Raw genomic sequence first — 24,656 nt, 5'->3', positions numbered from 1 at the left:
TTTTATAGTACATTTCGCACTTCCATCTAAGCACAAAGAACTACTATAACATTTTCATTTTACCATATATATATCATTTTATTGATTTTTTTCCCAAATGTTTGACGTTTTTTAAAATAAGACTAAGTTTTGATAAAAAGTATCCTCATCGTTTTAAAGTAAGCATCAAATAGCCCACATCTTGTCACCAAGATGTGGGCTATTTGATGCTACAACAATCTGTTTATTGAAATCCATACTCTCGGTATGGGAAGTTACATCCTTTTTCTCCTGAATCACTCCACCCACCGAAGTATTCCTCAGTTCCTCATTCTCCTATTGCAAATTACGCAGAACTATAGCGAGAGTTTACACAATATCCTTACTTTCAATATTTCTAAAAGACAGATAGGCTATAATAATCCCAATCCCCGCAAATGAAAAAGGAATCGCTATAATCGAGCTGATGGAGAATCCATTGATACTCTGTGTTAATAGTATAACAACTATTATAGAGGATACGATGGTGATAGGCACTGATTTCTTTCGCATTCCAAAGTATAGACAAATGAGACTAAATCCTGCGGCTGCGATAGCTTGAAGAACGATACTAATCCCCTGCTCGATCAAGACGTTGGTGGGGACCATGCTGGCTTTAAAATGGAGAAACGAGTTGAACGCTAAATAACCAAGCACGACGACCACATTAGAAATAATAATGGTGATAAAGGTCAATCCACTAACAATCAAGACTTTGGAGAACATAATTTTCTTACGACTGATCGGGTACGTAAACAAAAGCGATATGGTTTTGCTATTATATTCATCAATGATCATCTTAGCAATAAGGACCGATGCCATGATAACAAAGGTAGCTCTGACCAGTACCCCTGCTACGCTGAAGGCTTCTCCATAGTCTGGGAATGCAGACTTTCCATCCAGATACTCTAATGACACCATTAGTAGTATAGCCACTACGGTTGCAATCGCCGCCCCTCTATAATACCATCCCAATTTATTCTTTTTAAGCTCAAGCTTCATTAGATTAAGCATGCTTCTCAACTCCATCTATTTGATCTATGAAATAGTCTTCTAAGGATATGCTTTTCTTATTAATGGATTCAATGGATATATCCGCTAATATTAATGCTTTGGATATATCTGCTTGTGATAGAGATGTCTCATAAATACGGATAACAGACTCATCCATCACTTTGAAATTGTTAATTTGTAGTTTATTCTCCAATACAAAAGCAGCCTTCTTCAGATCATGTGTTTCAAGCTCAATATACGCCGTACTCTGTCCTCTAAGGGTGTCTAAAGATATCTCCTGAATAAATTGCCCTTGTTTAATAATGCCAATGGTATCGGCAATATGTTCGATCTCGCCCAATAAGTGACTGGAGATCAGCAATGTCATCCTATATTCTTTACTCAACATACTGAATACATTTCTCATTTCTTTCATCCCGACAGGGTCTAGACCATTAATGGGCTCATCAAGAATTAACAAGTCAGGTTTCGTTGTAATGGCTCTAGCAATCCCCAGACGTTGCTTCATCCCTAGCGAGAAATCTTTTACGGGTTTGCCCTCAATACCGACGAGCTGTACCATTTCCAGTGCTTCCTTAATCGCCTTCTTGTTGTAGAACCCCATATATTCACAATGAAGTTCTAAATTGTCCATTGCCGTTAATTTATCATAGAATATAGGGTACTCAATAATACTGCCTATTCGCTTAAGATAATCTTTAGATGAATGATTGATCTTCTCACCGAACATTTCTATTTCACCATGAGTTGGCTTTACTAAATTAAGAAGCATCTTCATGATCGTTGTTTTCCCAGCCCCATTGGGTCCTAGAAATCCGTATATTTGCCCCTGCTGAATGTTCATGCTCACATCAGATACAACTTCTTTTCCTTGAAAAGATTTCGTTAAGTGGTTCGTACTTACGATAACACTCATAATGTTGGACTCCTCTATTTCGTATTGACGACTTCTTGAACTCGTCTTGTAAGATTATCTTTAGTTTAAGCGAGAACATTTTCTTTTTTATTTCATAATTCTTAAGAAAACCTTACGAATGGTAAATTCACTAATAGCGCACGTTTGAATTACCTCTAATATGTAGCTCGTGGAAGTTGCACTGTAAAAACCGTCTTGGTATAGGGTTTGCTATGAAGGTGGATTTCCCCACCTAATTGTTCAACTAATCTTTTTGTTATGGTTAGACCGAGTCCACTCCCCTGAAAAGATTTATTCCTAGAGTCTTCGAGGGTGTACATTCTTTCAAAAACAAGATCATGATGTTTCTCATTAATTCCCTTCCCTTGATCCCACACATCCATATATACATAGCTTTCATCGTTTCTTAAGGTAATACCAATGACTTTTCCATCTGTTCCGTAGCGGAGGGCATTGTCCATTAAGTTATTCAATATTCGCTCCAAAGCCTCTTCATTTGCATAGGCATATATCGGAGCCTCCGGTATTTCAATAACCGCCTTTAGATTTTTTGAATGAATAAGATCATAGAACGACAGAATACTCTCCTTACAAACCGAATTCATATGTACACGTGTTAAAGCGAAGTCCTGATCGCCAGACTCTAATTTGGCCAAGTCAAAAAATTTATTAATTAACTTAACAATTTCTATCACTTTTTGATGAACCAATGTTAATAGACGTAAGCGCTCTTCCTCATCAAGACTCGAATCATGTAGAATCGTCTCTATCGTTCCAAGAACAACAGTCAACGGTGTTTTCAGATCATGAGATACATTAGCTAACATTCTTCTCATCGCTAACTCCGTTCTTGTAAACTGAGCACTTAATTCATGATTCCAATCAAGTAACGAATTAATTGCCGTAAGTAATGATTGCAGGGTTGGATCATAGGTAATTCTTAGCACCCTCTCAGAAGACTTCTGCTCCAAGATATGATTGATCATAGTGTAGCTATATTTCAAATCAGCCGTTCTTCTCTTCGCCGATATGAACTGAAAGACAATGATAATAATCAATAGAACAATAATGCCAATCCAAAGAATAGTCACATTAGAACTCTCCTAATCGATAGCCGATTCCCCACAGGGTTTTAATATATTGGGGCGCAGAAGGTACATCTTCAATCTTCTCTCTTAGTCTACTCATATGGACATTGATGATATTCTCATCTCCATAATACGGTTCATCCCATACCGTCTGGTAGATATGCTCTTTCGTAAATACTTTCTTCGGGTTAGTCATGAACAGCTTAAGGATTTGTAGTTCCTTAGAAGTTAACTTTACTTCTTTCCCATTCTTGCTAATGGTGAGATTGTCGAGATCCAATACTAGCTCATGAATCGTAATGATGTTCGCTCTATGCTCAGCGGGGGCATGGGCATAATAACTTACTCTCCTAAGCGCCGCTTTCACTCTAGCAGAAAGTTCAATCATCGAGAATGGCTTGGCAATGTAGTCATCCGCTCCGAAACCAAGACCTAGTGCTTTGTCCACTTCACTATCCTTCGCAGATACAATCAGAATCGGAACCAGACTCTTCTCTCTGATTAGTCTTAAGAAATCCATTCCGCTTAGCTTCGGAATCATCAGATCAAGAAGAATTAAATCGAATGGCTGCTCTGCAAATATCCGTACTGCTTCTTCTCCATCCTTCGCATGGACGACGGTAAATCCGTCTCTTTCTAAGTAATTCAATACCATCTCACCTATGGAAGGTTCATCTTCTACGAGTAATATTGTTGCTGACATCTTGTCTCTTCACCCACCCATTTTGTTATATCCACGATTGTATCTTACTTCCAATACATTATCATTAATTAAAATTTCAATCCAATTGGAAGACACACAGTTCTCCATAACTTGAGTTTACTCTCTTCTATAAAAAAATAGAAATAACCGTCAGAATCATCCTGACGGCTATTTCTATTCCATTGCTTATGCGGTGAATCTATTCACCCGATTCCACTTTCTTCGGAGCCTTTGCTCCCTCCATCGTAGTAACCGTTATAGGCGACCATTCTGCAATCACAGTCTGCCCGTGGACGGATACACTTCCTTCTGGTGATAGATCCTTCTCTGTCATAATGCCAAGCGCGATGGTGAATTGATTCAATTTGAGTGGTATATTCTGCTCTCTTCTGATCTCTACACCGTTCAAATAGAATACAGCCTCATCATTAGCACGATTATACGTAATCTTATACGTGTTAAATTCACGTGGTTTAAAGTTTGTATCTTCTTTGAAAATACAGAAGAATCGCGTCTTATCTGATGGCGGTACCTCAATCCCCGGAAAAGGAAGAATAGCATAGACGCTAGCATACTTGTCGTTACCCGCAAAGAAATCAAGCGCTGCCCCTGTTGTGAAATCAAGAAGATTCAGCGAGACATAACCATCGTATAGATCGTCAGGCGCTGTATTCTGCGAACGAGCACGGATCTGAAGCTCAAAACTTACTTCCCCTGCCTCAGGTACTTTCACGGGATCAATGGAATAATACATATGTTTAGCATTATCAAGGATTTGAACTTGATTATTCTGCCGACTCAAAGCCGCACGTACATATAGTATGCCGTTGCGTACAATCACCACAGCATCCGGTTCACGATACTCCCAGAACGTTCCATCTGGTAAAGGGAACCCCCCTATTTTCCAAACTTTATCTTCAGATAGAATCGTATCAAAATCTCCTATTATCCGTTGTTCTTCCATCTCTAATCCCTCTTCTTTCATTTATATGTTTATGAATCCTTGAATAATCATGATCACGATAAGTATCGCTCCGAAACGAAAAGTTGCCTTCACGGAATTACCCATCAAGGGTAAATAAGCACGTGAGGAGTTATGCTCCTTCAGCCCACTATATACCCGATACAACGGAATGAATGTGAGGAACGCAATGATGGCATAGTAAGGAAGCGCCCCAGCGAAGATGCAGACCACAAGCGAAATCGCTGCGAGTAATAGCAGAATTCGTGAGAAGCGAAGCGCTTTGGATTCACCCCACACTACGATCAGCGTATTTTTGCCAGCCTGAAGATCTAATCTCCAATGTAAAAAATGATGGTTGAACAAAATAAGCGTCGTCAATAGTCCTATCGGTAAAGATAGTAATAACGCTCGAATATCCATATGTGATGTTTGTACATAATAAGCCCCCATGACAGGCAATAAACCAAAGGAAAGAAAAATAGCCACTTCACTAAATCCTTTACCGCGGTATCCAAGTCTTAGCGGTGGCGCAACGTAGAAATAGGCAATCATTCCTCCGAGTAAGCCAAAGATGAATGCCCACCAGCCACTGTATAAGCTGAGAATAATACCCGATAGTATCGCAACTCCGAATAAACTCCACGTTACCGCTGTAAAAGTACGAAGACTCCAGACCCCCTTCGTCACAAATCCAGAGTGACTGGTGATCGCATCTACCTCTCCCTCTACTACCGTGTCAGCTCCATTCTTATAGTCCCACAAATCATTTATCATATTTGAAAAAAGATGAGCCATGGCTGATCCAATTAATGTTAGGATAAATAATCCAATATGAAACACGCCATTCCATACGAATGCCCCTAGTGCTCCTAGTGCAACCGGAATAAGCATGACAAGAATAATAGAAGCTCGCGATGCCTTCATAAACTGTCTGAACTTGTCCACTACATAACCCTCCTATTCTCTAAAACTCTTCATTTAAAGAATATCATATTTTGTCGAAAAGTGTCATATATGTGAGTTGGTTTATTGTTCTACTCATTTTACATAACATTTACAATGGTCTGAGCTAGCGCTAATGGTTAGTCGCTACAATAAAGGTTGTTCAAAAAGTCGACTTTTTGAACACGTACTAAAATGAGTTAAGTTATAAATTTAAGGAGGCTACGTATTGAAAATTGACTTTCACTTTCATCTAGAAGAAGGAGCTTACTCCCTGTCATGGCTTCATCGTACAGGATTAGCACTAGAACAAACCTCACGAAATCACTCAAGTTATGCGGAGCCTGAATCCCGCGCCTGGATTGAACATATCACAAGAAGTCTGTCCCGTAGAATGAAAGAAGGCTGTTACTCCGAGAATTGGATTACACGATATTTAGAACAAGGTCGTAAGAAAGGAATCACTAAATTCGGTGTGGTCGATCATTTATATCGCTTCCACGAGTTTAAAAGCTACTATGAAGAATTCATGCTATTAGATGACAGTCCAATAGGCAGGATGCAACGGCAATGGTTAGATCTAGTATGCACTTATTCTATCGAGGATTATTTATCCGGAATGCGGAATGCTGCGAAGTTCTATGAAGAATTATCTATCGGTGTTGAAGCCGATTATTTCCCGGGAAGCCAAGAGAAACTTAAAGCCCTGCTTCAACCTTATCAGCTGGATTATGTCATCGGGTCTGTTCATTTTCACGAGGGATGGAAATTCGACAATGCGGATACACAGAGCCAATTTGAATCTTATGATCTCACGTTGCTCTACAAACAACATTATCAAACTGTAATTGAGGCGATACACAGTGGTCTTTTTCAATTCATGGCGCACTTGGATCATATAAAGGTCTTCAGTCATCCGCTTACAGACACTGAATTAAATGAGCATTATAACGATGTAGCCGCTGCCCTTGCTATTGCCGACGTCGCTACAGAAATCAATACAGGGCAAGCCTATCGCGATCCACTCAAGGAAATAAGCCCAGGCGTCTCATTTTTGACGATTTTAAAAGAGTATGAAGTTCCCATCACGCTCGCGTCCAATGCACATTTCCCTGACGAATTAGGCACTATGCTGGATGATGCTGTCCAACTCGCTATACAGGCTGGATATGAAGAGATCGTATATTTCAAGAATAGACAGAGACTCACTCTCCCCTTATATTCTTCCACAGACATCCCCCATGTGCCAAAAAAAGCCGCCTTAACGGCGACTGTGTAGAGAATTATTCAACGTCTTTAGGATGATCTTGTTTGGAAGTGTTCTTAACTTTGATGTACGTAATATTACACAGATTAAACGTGTAGTCTTCGTAAGTTACCCATCCCTTTTGCTTCTCCGTCAGTAACTTGATCAACTTCTCAGGTTCACTTGTTCTAAGGACTACACTGTGTTCATTACCGAAAAATATACTAACCTTTTTCTCATCTGCCACTGCATACCACCTCCATTACTCTCATTTCGACGTGTTACAGGTAATTCCTTTTCTTTCTTGGATAAGCGTTGGAATTACTTCTTGGCGTACAGTTATTCTATGACGAACGCAAAAAGGCCAGAATGATTGCTCAGGCCTTTTTGCGTTTAAATTTATCAATACATCAGTCATTCTTGGCGTAGTGGAACAATCTAATACCCAATTATTGCTCCATAATAAAACATTATAAGATAGGGCAAGTTGATCTTAGCGCAATGTTTTCAATGCACCGCTCCAAGCAATGACTTGATCAAGCATACCATTCACATTAGTAAGATGCAGATCAGCTGGTTTGAAAACCGTTCCATTCTCAAAATCAGTGAATAGTGACAATGCCGGGTGTACACGAACGTCTGCTACGGACAATTCTCCCAAGATGCCACGCAGATGTTCAGCTGCACGAGCTCCGCCTACAGAACCATAACTTACGATACCTGCTGCTTTATCGTTCCAAGCCTCACGCGCATAATCAAGTGCATTCTTCAATGATGCTGATATACTGTGGTTGTATTCTTGCACAATAAATACGAATCCGTCCAAGCTAGCAAGCTTTGTGTTCCAAGCTGTTGCTTGTTCTGTAGCATCGGATTCTCCTAAAAGTGGAAGCTTGAAGTCTGCGATATCTACGATTTCATAATTAGCATCTCCACGTTTATCAGCGATACTTTTTACCCATTCTCCTACTTGTGGACTTACACGACCTTGTCGAGTGCTTCCTAAGATAATCCCAATATTTAATTTTGCCATTGTTTTTTCCTCCTCAGTATTAGTTCTACCAAATAATTTGTCCAGAAACCCCATGGAGTACACCACCATTTCTAAAGCATTAAGAATATAACCCAACCTGAACTTCATGCCTTATTATAATCCCATACATGAGGGGTTAACTCTCCAATCTTTATTAACTTAAGTCTCGTCACAGATTTATCTCCAACATGAGTATCTTGTATGTAAGATAATAATAATCGAAATATCATCCTTTTGTCAAGTAACTTTATAAAAGTTAGTTATTTATTTCGAATGCATCTTGAAATGCTCATACGAAAAAGAGTTATCTCATGAGCTTGCGAATTCATGAGATAACTCTGTCTCTTACACGATGATGATCCATTGGGTTCTCCTACTACCCAAATTCTATTTTCGCACAAATTGCTTTTGCTTGACGATTCCTTTGGTCGTTAATTGATATATCGTGACATCGTAAATTCCCGTGTGAAGCTCCGCGTTAGAATCCTTTGAAGGATCCCATTTCGGGTTGCTTCTCTCAATAGCTAGTTCAAATGAGTCAGCCTTCAGGAATTTTGGCACTGCAGTGTCGCCACCAAATTTCTTCTTCACGAATACACGTCCGTTTGCATGTACGCCTACAAAGTCAATCCCTATTGGACCGCTGGCACCATGATAGTAACTACTATAAAGATAGGTGTCCCCACTTGCAGTCACCGTAAATTGAACTTCTCCACTGCCTTCAAATTCATTCTTACCACTCCATACCTTCTTACCATTCAATTTAATAACTGGGAACACTCCCATGTCTCCGTTTTCCTTATCAATAACCAATCCATTATTCAGCTTCATTGGGAATTTCTTAGCATCCACTATGAGGTTAAGTTGCGGGTATAACTTAGCTGTATATTGGGCTGATTTAGCACCGATTATACCTGTTGGAAGCAGCAGGCTAAAGATAAGGATGAAAGCAAAAATTTTTCTCATGATGAATCTCTCCTTTAATTATGTATATATTTATATTCGACTAAACTACTTATTTTCATTAGTTTTGAGAGGAAATCACTCGGTTTACCTCCATTTATTGCTAAAATTTCCAATCATTGGGTCTATGTCGATATCCTTCTATAGATACATTTTTATCAGGAAACTAGAGCCCATGTTATATAGATCTCATTATAGGGGGAACAAGATATCCTCCGCTAGGTTTCTCCCAAGAATCACGTTATCTATCTTACTTTTAATTTGGCTCCTAGATGCTACAATTTTATCAAATGCTTCATGTATACTAACTCTTATACATGCTCATCTCGACCGGATAACATCCCAAATATCATAACTAGTCCAGAAATAATGATTAGTGTAATGAGCGGAATAGTCCACACTTGGGTTATATCATACAAATATCCAATCAATATAGGTCCTACCGCTGCAAGCATATATCCCGTTGATTGAGCCATTCCAGATAATTCGACAGCTTGATTTCCATTCTGAGTACGAATTCCAATATAGCTTAGCACCAACGGAAAGTTCCCTCCCAATGCAATACCAATTAAGATAATACTTAGAATCATAATAGGGTAAGATGATCCCATCCATAATCCTCCATAACCGACAATCGAGCACATCCCTAATGTGAATGCAATCCACACTTGAGAGCGTAAACGTCCAGCCATAATCGGAACGAGGAAGCTAGCTGGCAATCCAACGATTTGTGTGAAGGATAGCAACCAACCCGCTGTCCCCCTACTTATGCCATAGTTATGTAAGATTTCAGGCAACCAAGACATAGTTATATAAAATAGCGAGGGGTGAACGCCAGATCCGACTTGCGCTGATACTTACCTTTTTTACCCTCTCGCCTTTCACAGGATTTAACCTCAGCACAAAAGCCCAGACCAAGATCGCTATGAATGCCGGGATACCCCATACAATTAAGGCTCCCTGCCACCCAAGGTTCAGATCATTGGCCAGAGGAATACTAATACCTGATGCTAATGATGCAAACAGTCCCATTGAAGTTGAATATACACTTGTCATCAGACCGAATTTTTGTGGGAATTTCTCCTTCACAACGACCGGCAATAGAACATTTCCGATGGCTATACCCACGCCAACCAATAACGTTCCAGAGAAAATAAACCTGCACTCCAATGTGCTAACCCGACATCATCCTGAATGATTCCCACTATTGGACCTACGGACGTAATAGCGGGTCGTAGATTAAACGCTACCAGTACTCATACGATTGTTTCATGTTCCAAAATTTAACTAACTTATTCCGCATTATACATGTTATCGTTATAAAATCGTTATACTATTGATATGAACTGCACAATGTAAAATTAGTTATAACATATTAACATCGAGATTAAAAGTACAAACTAATCCTCAGTAAATACTAAGGATGGAAGGATGGTCATACAAATGCTCTTACAAGAAATTCTACAACACAATGAACAATTTGTAGCAAACAAAGAATATGTACCCTATCAAGCAACTAAATTTCCAAGTAAGCGAATGATCATTCTGACTTGCATGGATGCTCGATTGGTGGAATTAATCCCTCAATCCTTAAACGTCCACAATGGTGAAGCCATCATCCTGAAGAATGCAGGAGGGATGATCACTCACCCATTTGGCAGTATTATGCGAAGCATGGTCGTTGCTATACACGAACTCCAAGCTGAAGAGATTTTTGTCATTGGACATCATCATTGTGGAATGAACAGCGTCAATCCTAAAGAGATATTCCAAAAAATGGTTGGTAATAAAGTAGCATCTAAGGAGACTCTGTCCACCCTTGAATATGCGGGAATTAATCTCCACAAATGGTTACAGGGGTTTGAGAATGTAAACGATATGGTTATGGAAAACATAAATATTATACACAATCATCCTTTAATTCCCGAGACCGTTCCTGTGCATGGTCTTGTTATCGATCCGGATACTGGAAAGCTGGATTTATTGGTTGATGGATATACAAATGTTCACGAACATTCACCAATAGATATTGACGATTGAGATGAGGTATTTCTTATGGAAATAAAAGGAACAATGACTCTAAGCAAACATTCTATGCTCAGGTCCCGTTCCTTTATGTGAACATATTGACCGAACTAGCTAACGCTTTGTTCGGTCATTTTTCATGCTATCTTTTCGGTGAATCGCCTATATACCCCATTCTAATTTCAAAATTTCTTTAAGAAGTTTTAATTGCTCTACCCCGATATGACCTTCGATTCTCTTCTCCAATATCGCCTTTTGAGCCTCACTTTTCTCATAACATTCTTCACCTAATGCCGTTAAAAATAAAAATTTAACCTTTTTATTGTTTTTCACATTTTCTATGCCAACTAACCCTTTTGACTCAAGACTCTTAATAAACTTATGAGTTGCCTGTCGAGAAATGTCTACATGTTTTGACACATACGCAATGGTCGGTTGCTTTTTATATATTCTCGCCATAATATACCATTCGGAATTTGAAATATAAATATTGCTGCTTTCATTCCACGACTTATCACATAAACTGCGAAGTTGAACATGACGCTCGCTCAATAAATCAATCAAGTCTAGGTTTTGTAATTCAGAATTCAACCCTTTCACTCCAATCATTTTTTACTACTTCATATATACAAGAACCATCCCATAATGTCAACTAGGTTGACATTATGGGAGAATTGTATTATAATTAATTAATAAAGATTATTTGATAATCATAAGTATAGGAGCCGCTGCGATGTTTAATATTGGAGATTTAATTATCTATTCAGGACATGGTATCTGCGAGATAGATTCAATATGTGAAAAGACATATTTGGACGTATGCAATAACTATTACGTTTTGCATCCGCTTGAAAAGCCCAATTTAACCATAAGTACCCCTGTAGATAATCAAAAGGTAGTCATGCTAGAAATGATTCATCGAGACGAAGCAGAAGAAATTTTAGAGTCCTTCAAGTTACCCGGTGTAGAATGGGTAGAAAAAAATCATCAAAGAACTCATATATATTCTGATATTGCAAATAAGGGAAATCGAAAAGACATTTCCAAAGTAATCAACACTTTAATGCGGAAAAAGCACGAAGCTGAGACGCACAACAAGAAGTTCTCTGAGCAGGATAGCAGACAATTAACTTCTCTTCAAAAAATACTGTTCACAGAAATAGCTCTCTCATTTAATACTACTTATGAAGCAGTATTTGACAGAGCTGTTAGCATGATCAACCAAAATGAGTTACAAAAACTTTAAGTGGCAGAAGATAGCTTCTGTATTTCAAAGGGCACTGTAAAACGTAAGATTCAAATTTCATAACATTTGTTCCCTCATTAATAAGGTGACTTTCCATTGTAGGTAGAACGCCTATTAGCGAATTAATTAATAAAAATTAAAGAGGCATCTCCTAAGAATTAAATAATTCTTAGGAGATGCCTCTTCTTTTCGTCACCTGTCTTTCCAATATCCTTAATAAGAACTCTAATGTCGCTTGCAAAACTTCGAATGGGTTGCCCTTTTGTCATTTCAGTATTTAATGCTTTAAAGTATTTTTTAATGATTCAGTTTTTATTTATTTTAAGATCTGCTACCAAACGAATATACATATAAAGGCCTGAAATCATAAAATATAAACATCCACTTAGTATAAATCTTGTTATATCTATTAAATCTTCTTGAAATGAATGAATAAAAAAATACGATAGAAACATTATGAAAAAAATAGCTGCAGTATCTAGAAAAATATAGGAGAATACTTGCTTCAACTCATATTTGCTTATATTTAATGCTTTAAGGTTCCAAATCACGGATATAATCTCCATTGATAGAATACCAACTGCTGCGCCAATATAACCCAGTCCAGGGATTCCTATTAGGAAATATTGTAAAGTTATAGAGCATGAAATTCCTACAATGAGCCCTATAAAGGGAATTTCTCTAGCATCCTTTGACCATAATATACTCGTCGATATTTCACGAAATCCGACGACAAGCGGGATTGCTGACAAGTATTTTATCGTTAGATAGGCATCTTCGGTGTTGAATATGAATAACGAAAGCTCAGTGGCATAAACAAATAAAAATGTTGAGGAGAATAATCCCCATAACCACCCTATTTTTAGTGAAAGTCGTGAAAGTCGGTGAAAGTTATCAAAGTTTCCTTGCTGCCAGTGGGATGCAATTCGCATGGTTGTGGTATGGCTCAGTGCTCCTGTCACCAGGGTGGGAGTATAGACAATTATTGTCGCCATTCCAATAATGATACCGTATATTGAGGTAGCTTCTGAGGTACTATATCCCGCTGAAATCAAGCGATTAGGAATAAGAATAGCATCAATAAATTCAGAAGCTGGAATGAGCATACGAGTGATTGAAATAATAAAGGAAGTTCTGAAAAACCAAACAAACGGAAGGGTTGAGGATTTATAAGGAGACCGTAATAACTTCTTCTTATCCATTGAGACATAAATTGTTAAAATAACAAATGAGATCAAAGACCCTATAAAAGTAGCATAGATTCCTCCGCCTACCGCACGGTCTATTCCAAATGGCATCAAGTGATAGACGATTAGTAGCATACAAGAAATTCGACAGGCTTGTTCAATTACTTCCGAAGCTGCAATAAGACCAAATTGCTCTTGACCTTGTAGATAACCCCTCAATAAGCCTAATAAAGGTGCTGACAAAATGGCGGGTGCAAGACCGCGCAGAGCATAATTCAAGCGGGGGTTGCCTAACAACTCGGCTAATAGGGTCGAATTCCAAAAAACGATCAAACTTATACAACTGCCGAAAAGTACAAGAAAAAGAGAAATTATTTTTAAAAACTGCCATCCAACCACAGTTTTTTTTGCTGTTATAATAGCCAATGCCGTAGGTAATCCCCCTGAAAGCATAATTAAAAAACCATAAAAGGAGTAGGCAATTTGATACATTCCGATTCCTTCGGCACCGACCAATCTAGTTAGGATTACACGACCGATCAGGCCAATCAGTTTAACAACTATCATAGCACTAGCTCTGGTGAAAGATTGCTTCAACAAGCGGGGTATTTTCATATTGCCTCCCAGCATAACCATCAATATCATTTGTCTTTATTTTATGACATTGAAAAAAGGTTATGCTGACAAGCTACAACTTTCTAGTCCTTAATGTGAATCAGTACATACTTTGTATTCTTGTCCCAACCTAAGTCGAATGGAACCCGATAACGATCTGCTGTATGTGAATTTACAAGTGGGTACCCATATTTATCAAAATCGACAACAATTGAAAAATGATCGACATCGTTATCTTCTATTATATATCCAATTAAGTCACCTGGTTGAATATGTGAAATAGCTCCATCGGGATGCTTTCTAGTCGGAGTAACAATGTGATGCAAATCTCCTTTAGACACTAGTTCACCGTAACCACTACGTAGAATATAATTACTAAAGGAATCGGTTCGAACCCAACTCTGGCTACCACCAGCCCCTTTAATATAACGCCATGCACCAGTCATAGGTAACCCACCTGCTTCTGCATCACCCATTACTTGAGAAGAGAAATTTGTACAATCGCCACCTCGACCGGTGTAATCCAAATAATTTCTGTTGTAACGATGATTGTTGCCGGCTCCCAAAGCTGCCCCGGCATATTTATTAGCATAACTAATCGCTCGCGAACGGTTATATTTTTTACCATTATAAATTTCTGGCTTGGCTTTAGCTGATGGAGCAATCCCATTAGGTGTTTCTGCAATTTTGTTGGGATTTTCATCGAGAGGATCCAGGTACCATTCTTTATAAATCATCCATTTCCCATCAATTTTTTTCAGTGTAATAAAGTGCCGAGTTCCTACACCGAGGGTCTGTACTGGAACTATCTTATTTAAGTAATTATAACTAAGTTTAAATGATTGAACCAGTGAGACAATAGCTGTGTTCTCTCGTATATTCACACGAACTAAACGAATATCACTATTAGCATCCACCAGCCTTATCGATCTTTTTTTAGCCCATTCATTGACATAGTTAATCCGATTCTTCTCGTTTCGATAGGCGTTACTACTCAGTTGTTGATTGATTAAGTAATGTGTCTCTAACTCATGGATGTTTTGATTTATCATTATTCTAGCTCTTTGATTAAAGATATGGCTCAGTGTCTCTCCAATCTCTTTCTTTTCCATATTTTCATTGGCATCTATTTTTTCTGTTAAGCTAAAAAATAAAACCAGAAAAATCAAAATATAAACCCATCTCATTTTTCCAAAGGCTCTCATTTCTCACCATCCAGCTTCGCAAAGATAATAAGTCTTTGTTCATTAGGGGTATTATCTCCCTTCCGAAAGAAATTATGTTGGAAAAAATAACTTTAGAAATAAGCCAAGGTCTCTTCTTCTTAGACAATATGCTCAAAAAAAATTAACCGAAGTCCCAATCTGCGTTATTTTTTATCATTATTTCCCATATAGAGCCATTTTTAGGTCGAAGAGATAGATACATTCCACAGATCCACTCTCATCAATGGTATTTGAGATGATATATATGTTTTCCTTACCTTCTTGAGACTTCGGTAAAGACATTGGATCATCTAGAAACTTTTTAGTTAGGGTGTCATAATAATAGTCTAAACTCAAGGGAGCAACAGCCATCGTAATGTTCCCATACTTCTTTTTCACATCATCTTCTAACATACCAATTTTTATGTTTTTGGTCTGAAAAGTCTTTTTAGATTCCTTATCTAATCTTATCCCAGCTACTTTATCATCCCTATAGAAAATTGCTACTCCTGAATCGTATAGATATCCATCACCAGATGGCTTTTCCTCTTCGCCGAGAACTTTCTCAGCCTCTACACGACTCATACCATATCGTACGACTTTCTTTTTATTTCCAGTTTTGTATATTGCCATATCATCTGCAGGAAAAGAAGCTTCTCCCCCACATCCGCTGAGCAATAAAGCAAATACAATCAATCCAGCTAATACTCTACTCATTTTGTTGCTTTCCCCTTTTTTACCTAAAATATAACATGAAAGGTTGGGGACTAACTACCTAATTGACTCAAATAGTAGAATTATTATCCCAGTCCCAGTTCTATAGTTAATGATGAGGATTTTTCCTCTGAAAGTTTAGTATCGGAAAGTTCTAAAGAGCCGGCGAACCCGTGTTACAGAACTAAATAAGATAGAGGCTTCTCACAAGTTCAGTGAACTCATGAAAAAACTCTCCTTTCATTTCATAGTTCGGCAATAAGGTAAAAACCCATTCCTTGGCAGTAACACCTTTAGTCTATAGTCAACACGCGATTCAATCGGATATTTAAACTTCCTTTTTACGAAGTTCTTGGATTGTTGGAATTGGCTTTTCTTCTTCCTGTTCGGTCTTGCTCCAAAAACCGGCAAAGAGTTCAAAAGAACAATACTCGAGTAAAGGAGGGCCTTTTTTTTCGCAGTCGGTTCCTAGAATTTGTCCTCCATGAGTTAAAGAATGAAGAAAACATACCGAAAGAAAATCTCAAGGATTAAGTGACGGTGAAGATGTGACTATTCAATTTTTGGGAGCTGCTATCGTAGGGGTAGTGGAATGGTGGTTCAAGAAAGGAAAGCCCTCCCCCCCTCACTACATGGCACAACGAGTGGGGGTTTGCTAGAAGGGAATTTATAATTGAACTTGAGTCACCATCTAAAAGTGATTGTCACATTTTACGCTCTCGCCATTTTATACAGTTATTAAACTATTCTGCCCGTTAGCTGAACAAAGGCAGCCGATCCACTGACCATCTGCCTTTGTGTCTTTATTGAATTATCGTATCATTAACAAAGAAAAGCTTTTCACCTCTTAGCAGATAATATAGTTCAAAGCCATCGTGGAAATAAGTACTCCTCATTTCTGCATAACTTTTTCATTTACATATCTAATTCATATGGATTCACATTCAAAGATTCAATTATTACAAAATTGGTTAAATATGGATTATCATAGAAGTGAACACGTCATAATATTTTAATGAATCGATATAAAAGGAGAAGGAATCTAAGAGAAGGAATCTAAGAGTGAAGAGTTCTAGCAAAATATAATTTTTGAAGGACTTGCATGAAAAAACATTTTAGAAGGAGCCAAATAATGAAAAGTACAAGAAAAGCTGTTACTTTCACCGTATTAGCCATCGGACTAGTATTTTCAGCGACAGCTACACATGGCTCAATTTCAAAAGCATCCACTGAAACGATACAGCCAGACAAAGCGAGTGTTGAAAAAAAAGTTCATTCAACTAAAATAAAATCCTTCTACAACGATATGACATTAACAAAGGATTACCTCGGAACACTTAATGAAAAGGAACTATTGGAAGCTGTTGCTGAATATTCAACTGAAGAAGATAACACGTTTAATACTTCTTTAGCCATAATCAGTCCGCATTTAAAAAATAAAATGCAAGGTGGAATTCATACTCAGGAATTAGAGCTAGAGGTAAAAAACAAATCATATAATAAAATAAACAGGTTGTTTTTAATCGATCTTTATTCCAATATGAAATCTCAAGATCAGAACGACTTTGTTTCTGAAACATTATTAACTTTGGCGACAGACACATCAGAAAATGATGATATTAGGGCCTATGCTCTAGGTGAACTAAAGGAAGAAAGCAGAAGTAAAGCAAAGAAGGATAAGCAAGACAAAATATTGGTTGATCTCTTCAATGATGCCACGACACCAAATAAAGTTAAGGGTAATACACTCACTGCGATGAGAAGAACTAATAATCCATATTTAGCTGTTGCTATTCATGACGTCATAGATAATTATGAACAAAAAGATTCATTACTAATACGCAGTGCAGTAGTAACAGCTGGGAAATCAAGGCAAAATAATGTCGCAATTAAAATTGAACAAATAGCTAAAAACACCCTTGATCCAAAGGTTTACGCAAGTTCGGTTTATGCCTTGGGTTTACTACGTAATGAAGAGTCATTGAAATCAATACTAGAAGTATACGGAAAATATAATAATAGCGATATTGGAAATGGTGCACTAATAATGAACGAAAAGTTAATTCTAAACATGTTAGACAATAACCAATCAAAAGATAATGTATTATACGCAATTAAAGCAGCGGAATTAATTAGTCTGCATTCTGCCCTAGAAAAACTTAAAGAAATTTCAAATCATAGCTTGGACAGTGAATTAAGAACTAAAGCAATCGATGCCTTCAACAAAATCAATGAAGTGCAAAGATCAGCATTCCCTTCAAACACAGAAAAATGGGAGGATTAAATTCATGAAAAAGATTATTGGGAAAATGTTGATTTTATCGATACTTGCCATGGGTATTAGTTTTTTTACCACAACAGGTTTAGCATTTGCAGATTCTGAAGCCCTGTATAGAACCGGTACAGATACCAATCCATGGCAACATGCAGGGGTTCGTAAAGGAGGAGTTGGTGTTTACGAAATCAAAGGTTACAACCACACAGTTGATCTAAATACCTTTGCAAGCTTTGTCGGAACAGAAACATACCTTGGTGCCTTCACTAATCCACTCATGACAGCTACCGATAAATCGAAGGTACAAAGTACCTTGGCATTAATGGAAGCGGATACTGACATCAACTATGTTGGTCTAAACATGATTGATGCGGATTTTAATCCAGGAGAGTATTTAAGTCCTGACGAAATTGACGATATTCGTTGCGATGGTGTTGTAGAGTACGCTTATGAGTGGAACAATATCCCGGTTTGGGGAAGAACCGATACGGGAACTAGTTCTGGTACCCCAACACATTTCGATGTTTCAAAAGTGTCGTATATTAGTGAACACCAGAATCTAGGTGGAAATCAACCATGGTTCGAAGCAAGCCCCCTTATCCAGCGTGGCGGTGCAGGTACAGCTTGGACAAAATTAAGACAGACTACGCCAAATTAAACAATTATTCTCTTTATCTAAAGGATGTGGATCTATATTTATATTTTCTTTCTGATATTGCCCTTAATCATATCTCTAATAGCAACAATCATCTTTAGTATGAAACTCATAAGACACAACAACGTAAAAAAGACATTATTAATTTCAACAGTCATAAATTTTGCAATATTATCATCAGCAACGCTATGGTACTGGATTACTGAAGATGCTGATGGACTTGGGCAACTTGTTCAATTTATTATTTATAGCGTCGGTTTTGGAGTCATATTTGTGATTGACCTGATTGTAATTATGTCATTAAAGAAAAAATAAATAAATTAATGGATCGAGATTGAGCTATTCAGTAAGGTGTGTTTCATTGAAAGGAAAAGAGGCAACTTATGAGTTCGTGAACTCATAAGTTGCCTCTTTTTTTACACAACAGGAAGGAAGATCAATCCACTATGCCTGGCAACCACTCCACCAATCGCGGATCCACCTGCGATTCCTATGTTAGCGGCTACTACGGCTCCCACTGCCGTAACCGGAATGAGAAATGTAAGAATAATACGTTCCATTCGTGAACAGTCCGATCTGATCCTTGAGTTAGCTGGGCACAGGCTTCGGTAGTTTGCGTGGAGTATAGATATAATTTAACAATAAGGCACTTCCAGCTAATATTCCATTAAGAACAAATGCTGCAGGCAAGTGAAAACCTGCCCTACTAAAGTACCGATCGGCACATCAAATACATTCGCGACAACGAAACCACTCAAAATCGTAGCAATCGCTTTACCTCTCTTCTCCGGATTAACCGCTTCATTCGCTACCGTAATGGCTACAGAAAGAACAAAACCACTTAGTACGGCAGTAACTATTCTAGTCACCAGTAGCATAATGTAAGTTCCAACTATAGCACTCCACAAATTACAGCAGCAGAATCAATACAAGCGATACAAGAATCGTAATCCGTTTCGGAACACGGCTGCACAAGGACATCATAATTGGTGTGCCAATTGCATAAGAGATCGCGAAGCCAGGTAGCACCACCCCGGCTGTCGCTAGCGTAACTCCGAGGCTCGCGGATATTTCTGAGAGTAAGCCACAATAATATACTCCGTCGTACCCAGAATAAAAGCCATAAAAGTAAACGATAAAATAATAAATGCGTTCTGACGTGTTGTTTTCACGGTACTCTCCAGACGAACTGATTAAAGAGAATCAGCGCCAATGTATTGTATCTGATTTTTTGGGTCAATTCACTAGCTAATATAATTGTATTTTGTAATACAAAAAGCACCTAGCCTGTTGGCCAAGGTACTCGTAGATAATAACTACTCTACTACTTCAATTTTAGTAGCTTGTCCTTGTATTGGATTACTTTCCTTGTATTGTCCCGTAGTCCACACTTTAACCTTATCCCCAACTTCGGCATTATTATCAATTCCCTTTGTTATAAGTGTATATATTCGCTCATTATTTTCAGAATTATCGTTGGATGTAACAGTAATAGTTGTATCATCTTTTTCGACAACAGCCGCCTCAAAATATTCCACTGAAAACACTGGTCATAGAATTTTACCAAGCGTGCTTTTTACATGGAGGCGAGGGGAGTCAGACCTTCCTCTCGTGCATCATTCGAAAATAAATGATACTATGTATGATGGGTAAAGGACTTTGCTACAGCTTATATCGTTTTTATATATTGCAACAAGAGGAGATAATATGAGTAACGAACAAAACTTTTGGCTTGATTTACCAAAGCCGTTTTTTATATTAGCACCCATGGAAGATGTTACAGATGTTGTATTTCGTCACGTCATTAGTACAGCTGCAAAACCCGACGTATTTTTCACGGAATTCACTAATACAGAAAGTTATTGTCACCCTTTAGGAAAAGACAGCACACGTGGTCGATTAACGTTCACAGAAGATGAACAACCGATCGTCGCTCATATTTGGGGCAATAAACCTGCACTTTTTGAACAGATGAGTATTGATATGAAAAAACTTGGTTTTCGTGGTATCGATTTAAACATGGGATGCCCAGTACAAAACGTCGCATCCAATGGAAAAGGGGCTGGATTAATACATCATCCTGAAGTTGCAGCAGAAATTATTCAAGCAGCAAAAGCTGGTGGATTGCCGGTTAGTGTTAAAACAAGATTAGGTTACTCTAATATCGACGAGTGGCGCGATTGGTTAGAACATATATTGAAACAAGATATTGCGAATCTTTCCATTCACCTTCGTACAAAAAAAGAGATGAGTAAAGTAGATGCACACTGGGAACTAATCCCTGAAATAATAAAATTACGCGATGAAATTGCTCCAAATACGTTGTTAACCATTAATGGAGATATTCCTGACCGCGCAACAGGATTAAAATTAGTAGAACAATACGGCGTTGATGGAGTCATGATTGGCCGCGGCATTTTCACCAATCCATTTGCTTTTGAAAAAGAACCTAAAGAACATAGCGCAAAGGAGTTTCTCAATTTACTACTTTTACAGTTGGATCTTCACGATAAATATTCAAAAGAAACCGAACCACGACCATTTAAACCACTCCTTCGCTTTTTCAAAATCTATGTTCGTGGATTTAGAGGCGCAGGCGAACTAAGAAACCAATTAATGGATACCTCGTCAACAGATGAAGTACGTCGTTTAGTTAAACCTGTTTTAGATCAAGAATTAGATTGAAGCATACCCACCTGTGCATGATTAAAAAGACTGAGAGACCTCCCAAAAGTTCAATGAACTCTTGAAAGGTCTCTCATTTTTGCACTTTGTGCTCAAGCAGTGTCTCCTCTCAAAGAAACTCTTGATGCTACAGGCTTCTCAGCCTGATTACCGCATAGAGCGTTTTTCTGCTCCATCGGCGATAAAATCTACCGTTTAAGCGCGGTCGCTCATCATCGAATTACTTCGATAATGATTTCATTACATCATGCCGCCCATGAGACATGATGATTTTTAAAGGTTTTTTGAGCCTGTTCTCAGGCATTCCGTCCGAAACTACTCAACAATAAGTCCTATATATCCAAGTGAATATGATGTGTGCGTAGAGTTCGTGGTCAAAATATGGTCAAGTGGTAGTCATGAAATTATTCAAACGTATGTTTCGTATGCGGGAACATAGGTTACTTTGTTCGTATTTGTTGTCGTTGGTCATATCCTTGATCTATAAGGGTTTTCTTTATTCCATTATGGTTCTATATAGCTTCCGTTTGATCGCTAATGACAGCTTTCGTCCCCAATCCGTCCCCATAAAAACTATCGCTTTCGTTCAACCGTTCTGGTTCTTATATCATGCGGCCCAAGACATTAAGTGAGCTTTATGTGTTTTTTGTTCTATACATGGGGATTAAGTCCACTTTTCAGACAAAACCAGTTCGTTATGAGCTGGTAGAAATGTTAAATCCGATGTATTCGTGATCAAAATGTGGTCAACTGGTAGTCCGCATGTAAAGAAAGCTTTAGCAAACATATATGCAGTATGCGGAAAAATAAGTTAGTCGGCTGGCATTTGTTGAATTAGATCAACGCTTTGATTTATAGGGTTCTCTACATTCGAGTATGGTTCTTTACTAGCTGGGATAAACCTTCCTATCACCACTAGAACCTGAATCTTTAAGATGAGTTTTTGATACTTAATCTACGTATCGGAATTTCCTACTGTAAACCCAAGATTTCAAGCGATGACTCTGTTTTTTTGTGATATGCTCGAGGTATAGCAATCGTACCAACATTAGAAGAATGTTAGAAGGATTTTCAAATGTTAAGCTACAGGCTTGAATATCCTTTCAATCAGGATAGCTTATCTTATATAGTATTTATCGTTATAATAGTTTCTATGCAGTCCACATTGACATTACCACTCTATTAATTTTCTTAATTGGCAGTATGGACACTTTCTCTTTCACGATTGAAGAGATCTACAAATACACAATTGCCGACTTGCTTGGAATATATGGACGATAACAGAGGAAATCTTATCTTCTGAAGACGGCTCGCTCGCTTCATAATAGTATGTGCTTCTTGGGAGTTGAAGGACTTTACACATGGCTGATATCGAGTATTTGTGTTGATTATTTCGAATCACATTTACTTTCGTCCTAGTATCAGCGCAGCTTGCTTTAGTATGTCATTTTCCATAAGTAGCTGTTTGTTTTCTTTTCGAAGTTTAATAAGTTCTGCATCTTCTATGGACAAGTTGTCTTTTTCCTTAAAGGAACCTGTTTTCTCGCTTTGCGTTATCCATTTATCTAATGAAGATGGCGTCAATTCATATTCTTTAATAATCTCTTTTCTAGGCTTTCCGTTCTGGTATAACTGAACCATCTGTTCCTTAAATTCAGTTGTAAATGTTCGTCTTTCTTTTTTCATCACGGTCGATTGCTCCTCAAATGTTGGACTTCTGTCAATAGACTGGACACAAAAAGAAAGACTAAATTAGGCTGATGAGGACAGGAAATCTTCCATTTGCTAAGGAGTTTTATACCCTATAGCAGAATGAATGCGATTGCGATTATAACGACCTTCTATATACTGGAATAACTTTGTTCGAGCATCTTCAAAAGAGGTGAATACGGTTCGATAGACCATTTCTTTCTTTAATATAGCGTGGAAGCTTTCAATAGGAGCATTATCATAGGGACAACCTTTGGCCGAGAAGGACTGTCTTATTCCCAGTGTCCTGAGCTCTTCTCGATAATCATGACTCGTATATTGACTGCCTCGATCTGAATGGAGGATAACTCCCTTAGCAGGCTTCTGAGTGGATACAGCTTGATGAAGTGCTGATAACACACAAGCTTTATCCATCGTTTGACTAAAACACCAACCAATAATTTTATTTGTAGACAAGTCCATAATCGAAGCTAAATAGCACCAACCCTTATTAAGGACGTGGAGATAGGTGATGTCACTTACCCATTTTTCATTTCTCTTGCTTGCCTTAAAGTCTCGCTTCAGTAGGTTTTCGCCACCATTATACACAGCATCCGGTTTGTACGGTCTGTATTTTTTGACCACAACAGATCGGAGTCCTAGACTTCTAATGATCCGTTGTACTCGATTCTCACTCACTTTAAATGGGAGTTGTAGCTTAAGAAGTTCTTCTCTGATTTTAGGTGCTCCATAGACACCATCTTGTTCGTGATAGAGCCGGATGATTTCTTGTCTCAACTGATTGTTTTCTTGCTTTAAGCGTCCTTCAGGGCGTTTCTGAGTACAGTAATAGTAGCTGCTACGTCCAATTCCTAGCACCTTACACAATTTACTTTTGCTATGTTTGTCAGACTGGGATACGGCCACATCCACAACCTCACGAACGCTTATCTTTTGGCGAATATGGTCATAGCTTTTTTTAGGATTTCATTTTCCTCTTCAAGCTTTTTAATTCTAGATTCGAACTTTTTAACCTCTACGACAGAGACTTGTTCATTATCTACATTAATCTCTTTACCTTCATTAATCCATTTGTAAAACGCCGTTTTACTTAGACCATATTCGCTCATAATTTCAGATGCCGTTTTCCCTTTACGATGGAGCTCAATGATCATTGCTTTGAACTCATCACTATATCTTCCTTGCTTGGTTCCCATAGTTGGATACAACCTTTCAATATTATTTTATCAGTCCTCCTTTTTGTGTCCACTACTTTATACTAGCTCCAGGTCTTGTTTCTAACTTTAAAGGGCATTACAATCACTCTCCTTATAGTTTCCTACTAAATAGTCTATATAAACGGATTGCTGCTTCTACTTTTCATCTATCCATTCGATATACATATCTATATAACACTGCGACATGCACAAAAGTTACAAAAAAATAAATTTAACTATTTACATTTGTATATTT

The 24,656-nt window shown here is 38.0% G+C and carries 28 protein-coding genes and 1 pseudogene; 7 read left to right on the top strand and 22 right to left on the bottom strand.

Annotated features, from left to right (window positions below; genetic code table 11):
- Positions 1-348: 348 nt before the first annotated feature.
- The 6 genes from J2T13_RS04680 to J2T13_RS04655 form a co-directional block, all read right to left on the bottom strand.
- On the bottom strand, positions 349-1,032 hold the full coding sequence (locus J2T13_RS04680) for an ABC transporter permease (RefSeq protein ID WP_429368799.1): 684 nt from the start codon (positions 1,030-1,032) through the stop codon (positions 349-351).
- Positions 1,025-1,948 carry an ABC transporter ATP-binding protein gene (locus tag J2T13_RS04675; protein ID WP_429368797.1) on the bottom strand — a complete coding sequence of 308 codons (924 nt, stop codon included), beginning with the start codon at positions 1,946-1,948 and terminating at the stop codon, positions 1,025-1,027. Before J2T13_RS04675 ends, J2T13_RS04680 begins: the two co-directional genes overlap by 8 nt.
- Before the next feature lie 155 nt (positions 1,949-2,103).
- Positions 2,104-3,039, bottom strand: coding sequence for a sensor histidine kinase (locus tag J2T13_RS04670; protein WP_429368795.1), 936 nt, complete (start codon positions 3,037-3,039; stop codon positions 2,104-2,106).
- Between the two features lies 1 nt (position 3,040).
- A complete protein-coding gene (locus tag J2T13_RS04665) occupies positions 3,041-3,739 on the bottom strand; it encodes a response regulator transcription factor (RefSeq protein WP_429368793.1) in 699 nt (232 codons plus the stop codon).
- Positions 3,740-3,938: 199 nt separating this feature from the next.
- On the bottom strand, positions 3,939-4,703 hold the full coding sequence (locus J2T13_RS04660) for a DUF6081 family protein (protein WP_429368791.1): 765 nt from the start codon (positions 4,701-4,703) through the stop codon (positions 3,939-3,941).
- Positions 4,704-4,724: 21 nt separating this feature from the next.
- On the bottom strand, positions 4,725-5,648 hold the full coding sequence (locus tag J2T13_RS04655; RefSeq protein ID WP_429368789.1) for a prenyltransferase: 924 nt from the start codon (positions 5,646-5,648) through the stop codon (positions 4,725-4,727).
- Positions 5,649-5,874: 226 nt separating this feature from the next.
- Here J2T13_RS04655 and J2T13_RS04650 point away from each other — a divergent pair, with 226 nt between their 5' ends.
- Positions 5,875-6,924, top strand: coding sequence for a histidinol phosphate phosphatase domain-containing protein (locus tag J2T13_RS04650; RefSeq protein ID WP_429368787.1), 1,050 nt, complete (start codon positions 5,875-5,877; stop codon positions 6,922-6,924).
- Between the two features lie 4 nt (positions 6,925-6,928).
- Here J2T13_RS04650 and J2T13_RS04645 read toward each other — a convergent pair whose 3' ends face one another.
- The 5 genes from J2T13_RS04645 to J2T13_RS04625 form a co-directional block, all read right to left on the bottom strand.
- Entirely contained in the window at positions 6,929-7,138 is a 210-nt protein-coding gene (locus J2T13_RS04645; RefSeq protein WP_429368785.1) for a hypothetical protein, read from the bottom strand.
- Positions 7,139-7,384: 246 nt separating this feature from the next.
- Positions 7,385-7,924, bottom strand: a complete 540-nt coding sequence (locus J2T13_RS04640; protein ID WP_429368783.1) for an NADPH-dependent FMN reductase — start codon at positions 7,922-7,924, stop codon at positions 7,385-7,387.
- 387 nt (positions 7,925-8,311) lie between these two features.
- A complete protein-coding gene (locus J2T13_RS04635) occupies positions 8,312-8,890 on the bottom strand; it encodes a hypothetical protein (protein ID WP_429368781.1) in 579 nt (192 codons plus the stop codon).
- Between the two features lie 308 nt (positions 8,891-9,198).
- Entirely contained in the window at positions 9,199-9,693 is a 495-nt protein-coding gene (locus J2T13_RS04630) for an MFS transporter (RefSeq protein ID WP_429368779.1), read from the bottom strand.
- Positions 9,677-10,015 carry a hypothetical protein gene (locus tag J2T13_RS04625; protein ID WP_429368777.1) on the bottom strand — a complete coding sequence of 113 codons (339 nt, stop codon included), beginning with the start codon at positions 10,013-10,015 and terminating at the stop codon, positions 9,677-9,679. Before J2T13_RS04625 ends, J2T13_RS04630 begins: the two co-directional genes overlap by 17 nt.
- A 315-nt stretch (positions 10,016-10,330) precedes the next feature.
- On the opposite strand from J2T13_RS04625, the gene J2T13_RS04620 reads away from it, so the two are divergent.
- Complete coding sequence (locus J2T13_RS04620) at positions 10,331-10,927, top strand: beta-class carbonic anhydrase (RefSeq protein WP_429368775.1); 597 nt, start codon at positions 10,331-10,333, stop codon at positions 10,925-10,927.
- Positions 10,928-11,074: 147 nt separating this feature from the next.
- Here the strand turns inward: J2T13_RS04620 and J2T13_RS04615 are convergent, their stop codons facing one another.
- Positions 11,075-11,503, bottom strand: a complete 429-nt coding sequence (locus J2T13_RS04615) for a MarR family winged helix-turn-helix transcriptional regulator (RefSeq protein WP_429368773.1) — start codon at positions 11,501-11,503, stop codon at positions 11,075-11,077.
- A 142-nt stretch (positions 11,504-11,645) separates the two neighbouring features.
- On the opposite strand from J2T13_RS04615, the gene J2T13_RS04610 reads away from it, so the two are divergent.
- Positions 11,646-12,158: a CarD family transcriptional regulator gene (locus J2T13_RS04610; RefSeq protein ID WP_429368771.1), complete on the top strand. Its 513-nt coding sequence runs from the start codon at positions 11,646-11,648 to the stop codon at positions 12,156-12,158.
- A gap of 305 nt (positions 12,159-12,463) precedes the next feature.
- Here J2T13_RS04610 and J2T13_RS04605 read toward each other — a convergent pair whose 3' ends face one another.
- The 3 genes from J2T13_RS04605 to J2T13_RS04595 all read right to left on the bottom strand — a co-directional run bounded on the left by J2T13_RS04605 (position 12,464) and on the right by J2T13_RS04595 (position 15,882).
- Positions 12,464-13,960, bottom strand: coding sequence for an oligosaccharide flippase family protein (locus tag J2T13_RS04605; protein WP_429368769.1), 1,497 nt, complete (start codon positions 13,958-13,960; stop codon positions 12,464-12,466).
- A gap of 83 nt (positions 13,961-14,043) precedes the next feature.
- Positions 14,044-15,165: an amidase domain-containing protein gene (locus J2T13_RS04600; protein WP_429368767.1), complete on the bottom strand. Its 1,122-nt coding sequence runs from the start codon at positions 15,163-15,165 to the stop codon at positions 14,044-14,046.
- 177 nt (positions 15,166-15,342) lie between these two features.
- Positions 15,343-15,882, bottom strand: a complete 540-nt coding sequence (locus J2T13_RS04595; protein WP_429368765.1) for a hypothetical protein — start codon at positions 15,880-15,882, stop codon at positions 15,343-15,345.
- 545 nt (positions 15,883-16,427) lie between these two features.
- Between J2T13_RS04595 and J2T13_RS04590 the strand changes: the two genes are divergently transcribed.
- From J2T13_RS04590 to J2T13_RS04580, 3 genes are all read left to right on the top strand, one after another.
- Positions 16,428-16,538, top strand: coding sequence for a TetR-like C-terminal domain-containing protein (locus J2T13_RS04590; protein WP_429368763.1), 111 nt, complete (start codon positions 16,428-16,430; stop codon positions 16,536-16,538).
- A gap of 473 nt (positions 16,539-17,011) precedes the next feature.
- Positions 17,012-18,163, top strand: coding sequence for a hypothetical protein (locus J2T13_RS04585; RefSeq protein ID WP_429368761.1), 1,152 nt, complete (start codon positions 17,012-17,014; stop codon positions 18,161-18,163).
- Between the two features lie 4 nt (positions 18,164-18,167).
- The gene (locus J2T13_RS04580; RefSeq protein WP_429368759.1) at positions 18,168-18,812 is read left to right on the top strand and encodes a hypothetical protein; all 645 of its coding nucleotides are present in this window, start codon (positions 18,168-18,170) and stop codon (positions 18,810-18,812) included.
- Positions 18,813-19,225: 413 nt separating this feature from the next.
- Here the strand turns inward: J2T13_RS04580 and J2T13_RS04575 are convergent, their stop codons facing one another.
- The 4 genes from J2T13_RS04575 to J2T13_RS04560 form a co-directional block, all read right to left on the bottom strand.
- Entirely contained in the window at positions 19,226-19,369 is a 144-nt protein-coding gene (locus J2T13_RS04575) for a hypothetical protein (RefSeq protein ID WP_429368757.1), read from the bottom strand.
- A gap of 96 nt (positions 19,370-19,465) precedes the next feature.
- A complete protein-coding gene (locus J2T13_RS04570; RefSeq protein ID WP_429368755.1) occupies positions 19,466-19,717 on the bottom strand; it encodes a hypothetical protein in 252 nt (83 codons plus the stop codon).
- Positions 19,718-19,852: 135 nt separating this feature from the next.
- Positions 19,853-19,981, bottom strand: coding sequence for a hypothetical protein (locus tag J2T13_RS04565; protein ID WP_429368753.1), 129 nt, complete (start codon positions 19,979-19,981; stop codon positions 19,853-19,855).
- 144 nt (positions 19,982-20,125) lie between these two features.
- On the bottom strand, positions 20,126-20,356 hold the full coding sequence (locus J2T13_RS04560; protein ID WP_429368751.1) for a DUF3221 domain-containing protein: 231 nt from the start codon (positions 20,354-20,356) through the stop codon (positions 20,126-20,128).
- A gap of 160 nt (positions 20,357-20,516) precedes the next feature.
- On the opposite strand from J2T13_RS04560, the gene J2T13_RS04555 reads away from it, so the two are divergent.
- Positions 20,517-21,494 (top strand): tRNA dihydrouridine synthase, encoded by a 978-nt coding sequence (locus J2T13_RS04555; protein WP_429368749.1) that lies wholly within the window; start codon positions 20,517-20,519, stop codon positions 21,492-21,494.
- 1,314 nt (positions 21,495-22,808) lie between these two features.
- Here J2T13_RS04555 and J2T13_RS04550 read toward each other — a convergent pair.
- The 3 genes and pseudogenes from J2T13_RS04550 to J2T13_RS04540 all read right to left on the bottom strand — a co-directional run.
- Positions 22,809-23,180, bottom strand: a pseudogene (locus J2T13_RS04550) (transposase); the annotation flags it as partial.
- A gap of 99 nt (positions 23,181-23,279) precedes the next feature.
- Entirely contained in the window at positions 23,280-24,110 is an 831-nt protein-coding gene (locus tag J2T13_RS04545) for an IS3 family transposase (protein ID WP_429368747.1), read from the bottom strand.
- A 20-nt stretch (positions 24,111-24,130) separates the two neighbouring features.
- The gene (locus tag J2T13_RS04540; protein ID WP_429368746.1) at positions 24,131-24,400 is read right to left on the bottom strand and encodes a transposase; all 270 of its coding nucleotides are present in this window, start codon (positions 24,398-24,400) and stop codon (positions 24,131-24,133) included.
- Positions 24,401-24,656 lie beyond the last annotated feature (256 nt).

The organism is Paenibacillus sp. DS2015 (assembly GCF_050433705.1).
GTDB lineage: Bacteria > Bacillota > Bacilli > Paenibacillales > Paenibacillaceae > Paenibacillus_AQ.
This window is presented reverse-complemented; position numbering and strand designations above follow the sequence as displayed.

Bases quoted from the DNA above. Each gene is read 5' to 3' on its own strand.
- J2T13_RS04665 (WP_429368793.1), bottom strand. From the start codon at position 3,739: ATGTCAGCAACAATATTACTCGTAGAAGATGAACCTTCCATAGGTGAG.
- J2T13_RS04600 (WP_429368767.1), bottom strand. From the start codon at position 15,165: ATGAGAGCCTTTGGAAAAATGAGATGGGTTTATATTTTGATTTTTCTG.
- J2T13_RS04595 (WP_429368765.1), bottom strand. From the start codon at position 15,882: ATGAGTAGAGTATTAGCTGGATTGATTGTATTTGCTTTATTGCTCAGC.
- J2T13_RS04630 (WP_429368779.1), bottom strand. From the start codon at position 9,693: ATGTCTTGGTTGCCTGAAATCTTACATAACTATGGCATAAGTAGGGGG.
- J2T13_RS04580 (WP_429368759.1), top strand. From the start codon at position 18,168: ATGAAAAAGATTATTGGGAAAATGTTGATTTTATCGATACTTGCCATG.
- J2T13_RS04620 (WP_429368775.1), top strand. From the start codon at position 10,331: ATGCTCTTACAAGAAATTCTACAACACAATGAACAATTTGTAGCAAAC.
- J2T13_RS04605 (WP_429368769.1), bottom strand. From the start codon at position 13,960: ATGAAAATACCCCGCTTGTTGAAGCAATCTTTCACCAGAGCTAGTGCT.
- J2T13_RS04640 (WP_429368783.1), bottom strand. From the start codon at position 7,924: ATGGCAAAATTAAATATTGGGATTATCTTAGGAAGCACTCGACAAGGT.
- J2T13_RS04575 (WP_429368757.1), bottom strand. From the start codon at position 19,369: ATGGAACGTATTATTCTTACATTTCTCATTCCGGTTACGGCAGTGGGA.
- J2T13_RS04540 (WP_429368746.1), bottom strand. From the start codon at position 24,400: ATGGGAACCAAGCAAGGAAGATATAGTGATGAGTTCAAAGCAATGATC.
- J2T13_RS04635 (WP_429368781.1), bottom strand. From the start codon at position 8,890: ATGAGAAAAATTTTTGCTTTCATCCTTATCTTTAGCCTGCTGCTTCCA.
- J2T13_RS04555 (WP_429368749.1), top strand. From the start codon at position 20,517: ATGAGTAACGAACAAAACTTTTGGCTTGATTTACCAAAGCCGTTTTTT.
- J2T13_RS04585 (WP_429368761.1), top strand. From the start codon at position 17,012: ATGAAAAGTACAAGAAAAGCTGTTACTTTCACCGTATTAGCCATCGGA.
- J2T13_RS04660 (WP_429368791.1), bottom strand. From the start codon at position 4,703: ATGGAAGAACAACGGATAATAGGAGATTTTGATACGATTCTATCTGAA.
- J2T13_RS04675 (WP_429368797.1), bottom strand. From the start codon at position 1,948: ATGAGTGTTATCGTAAGTACGAACCACTTAACGAAATCTTTTCAAGGA.
- J2T13_RS04610 (WP_429368771.1), top strand. From the start codon at position 11,646: ATGTTTAATATTGGAGATTTAATTATCTATTCAGGACATGGTATCTGC.
- J2T13_RS04680 (WP_429368799.1), bottom strand. From the start codon at position 1,032: ATGCTTAATCTAATGAAGCTTGAGCTTAAAAAGAATAAATTGGGATGG.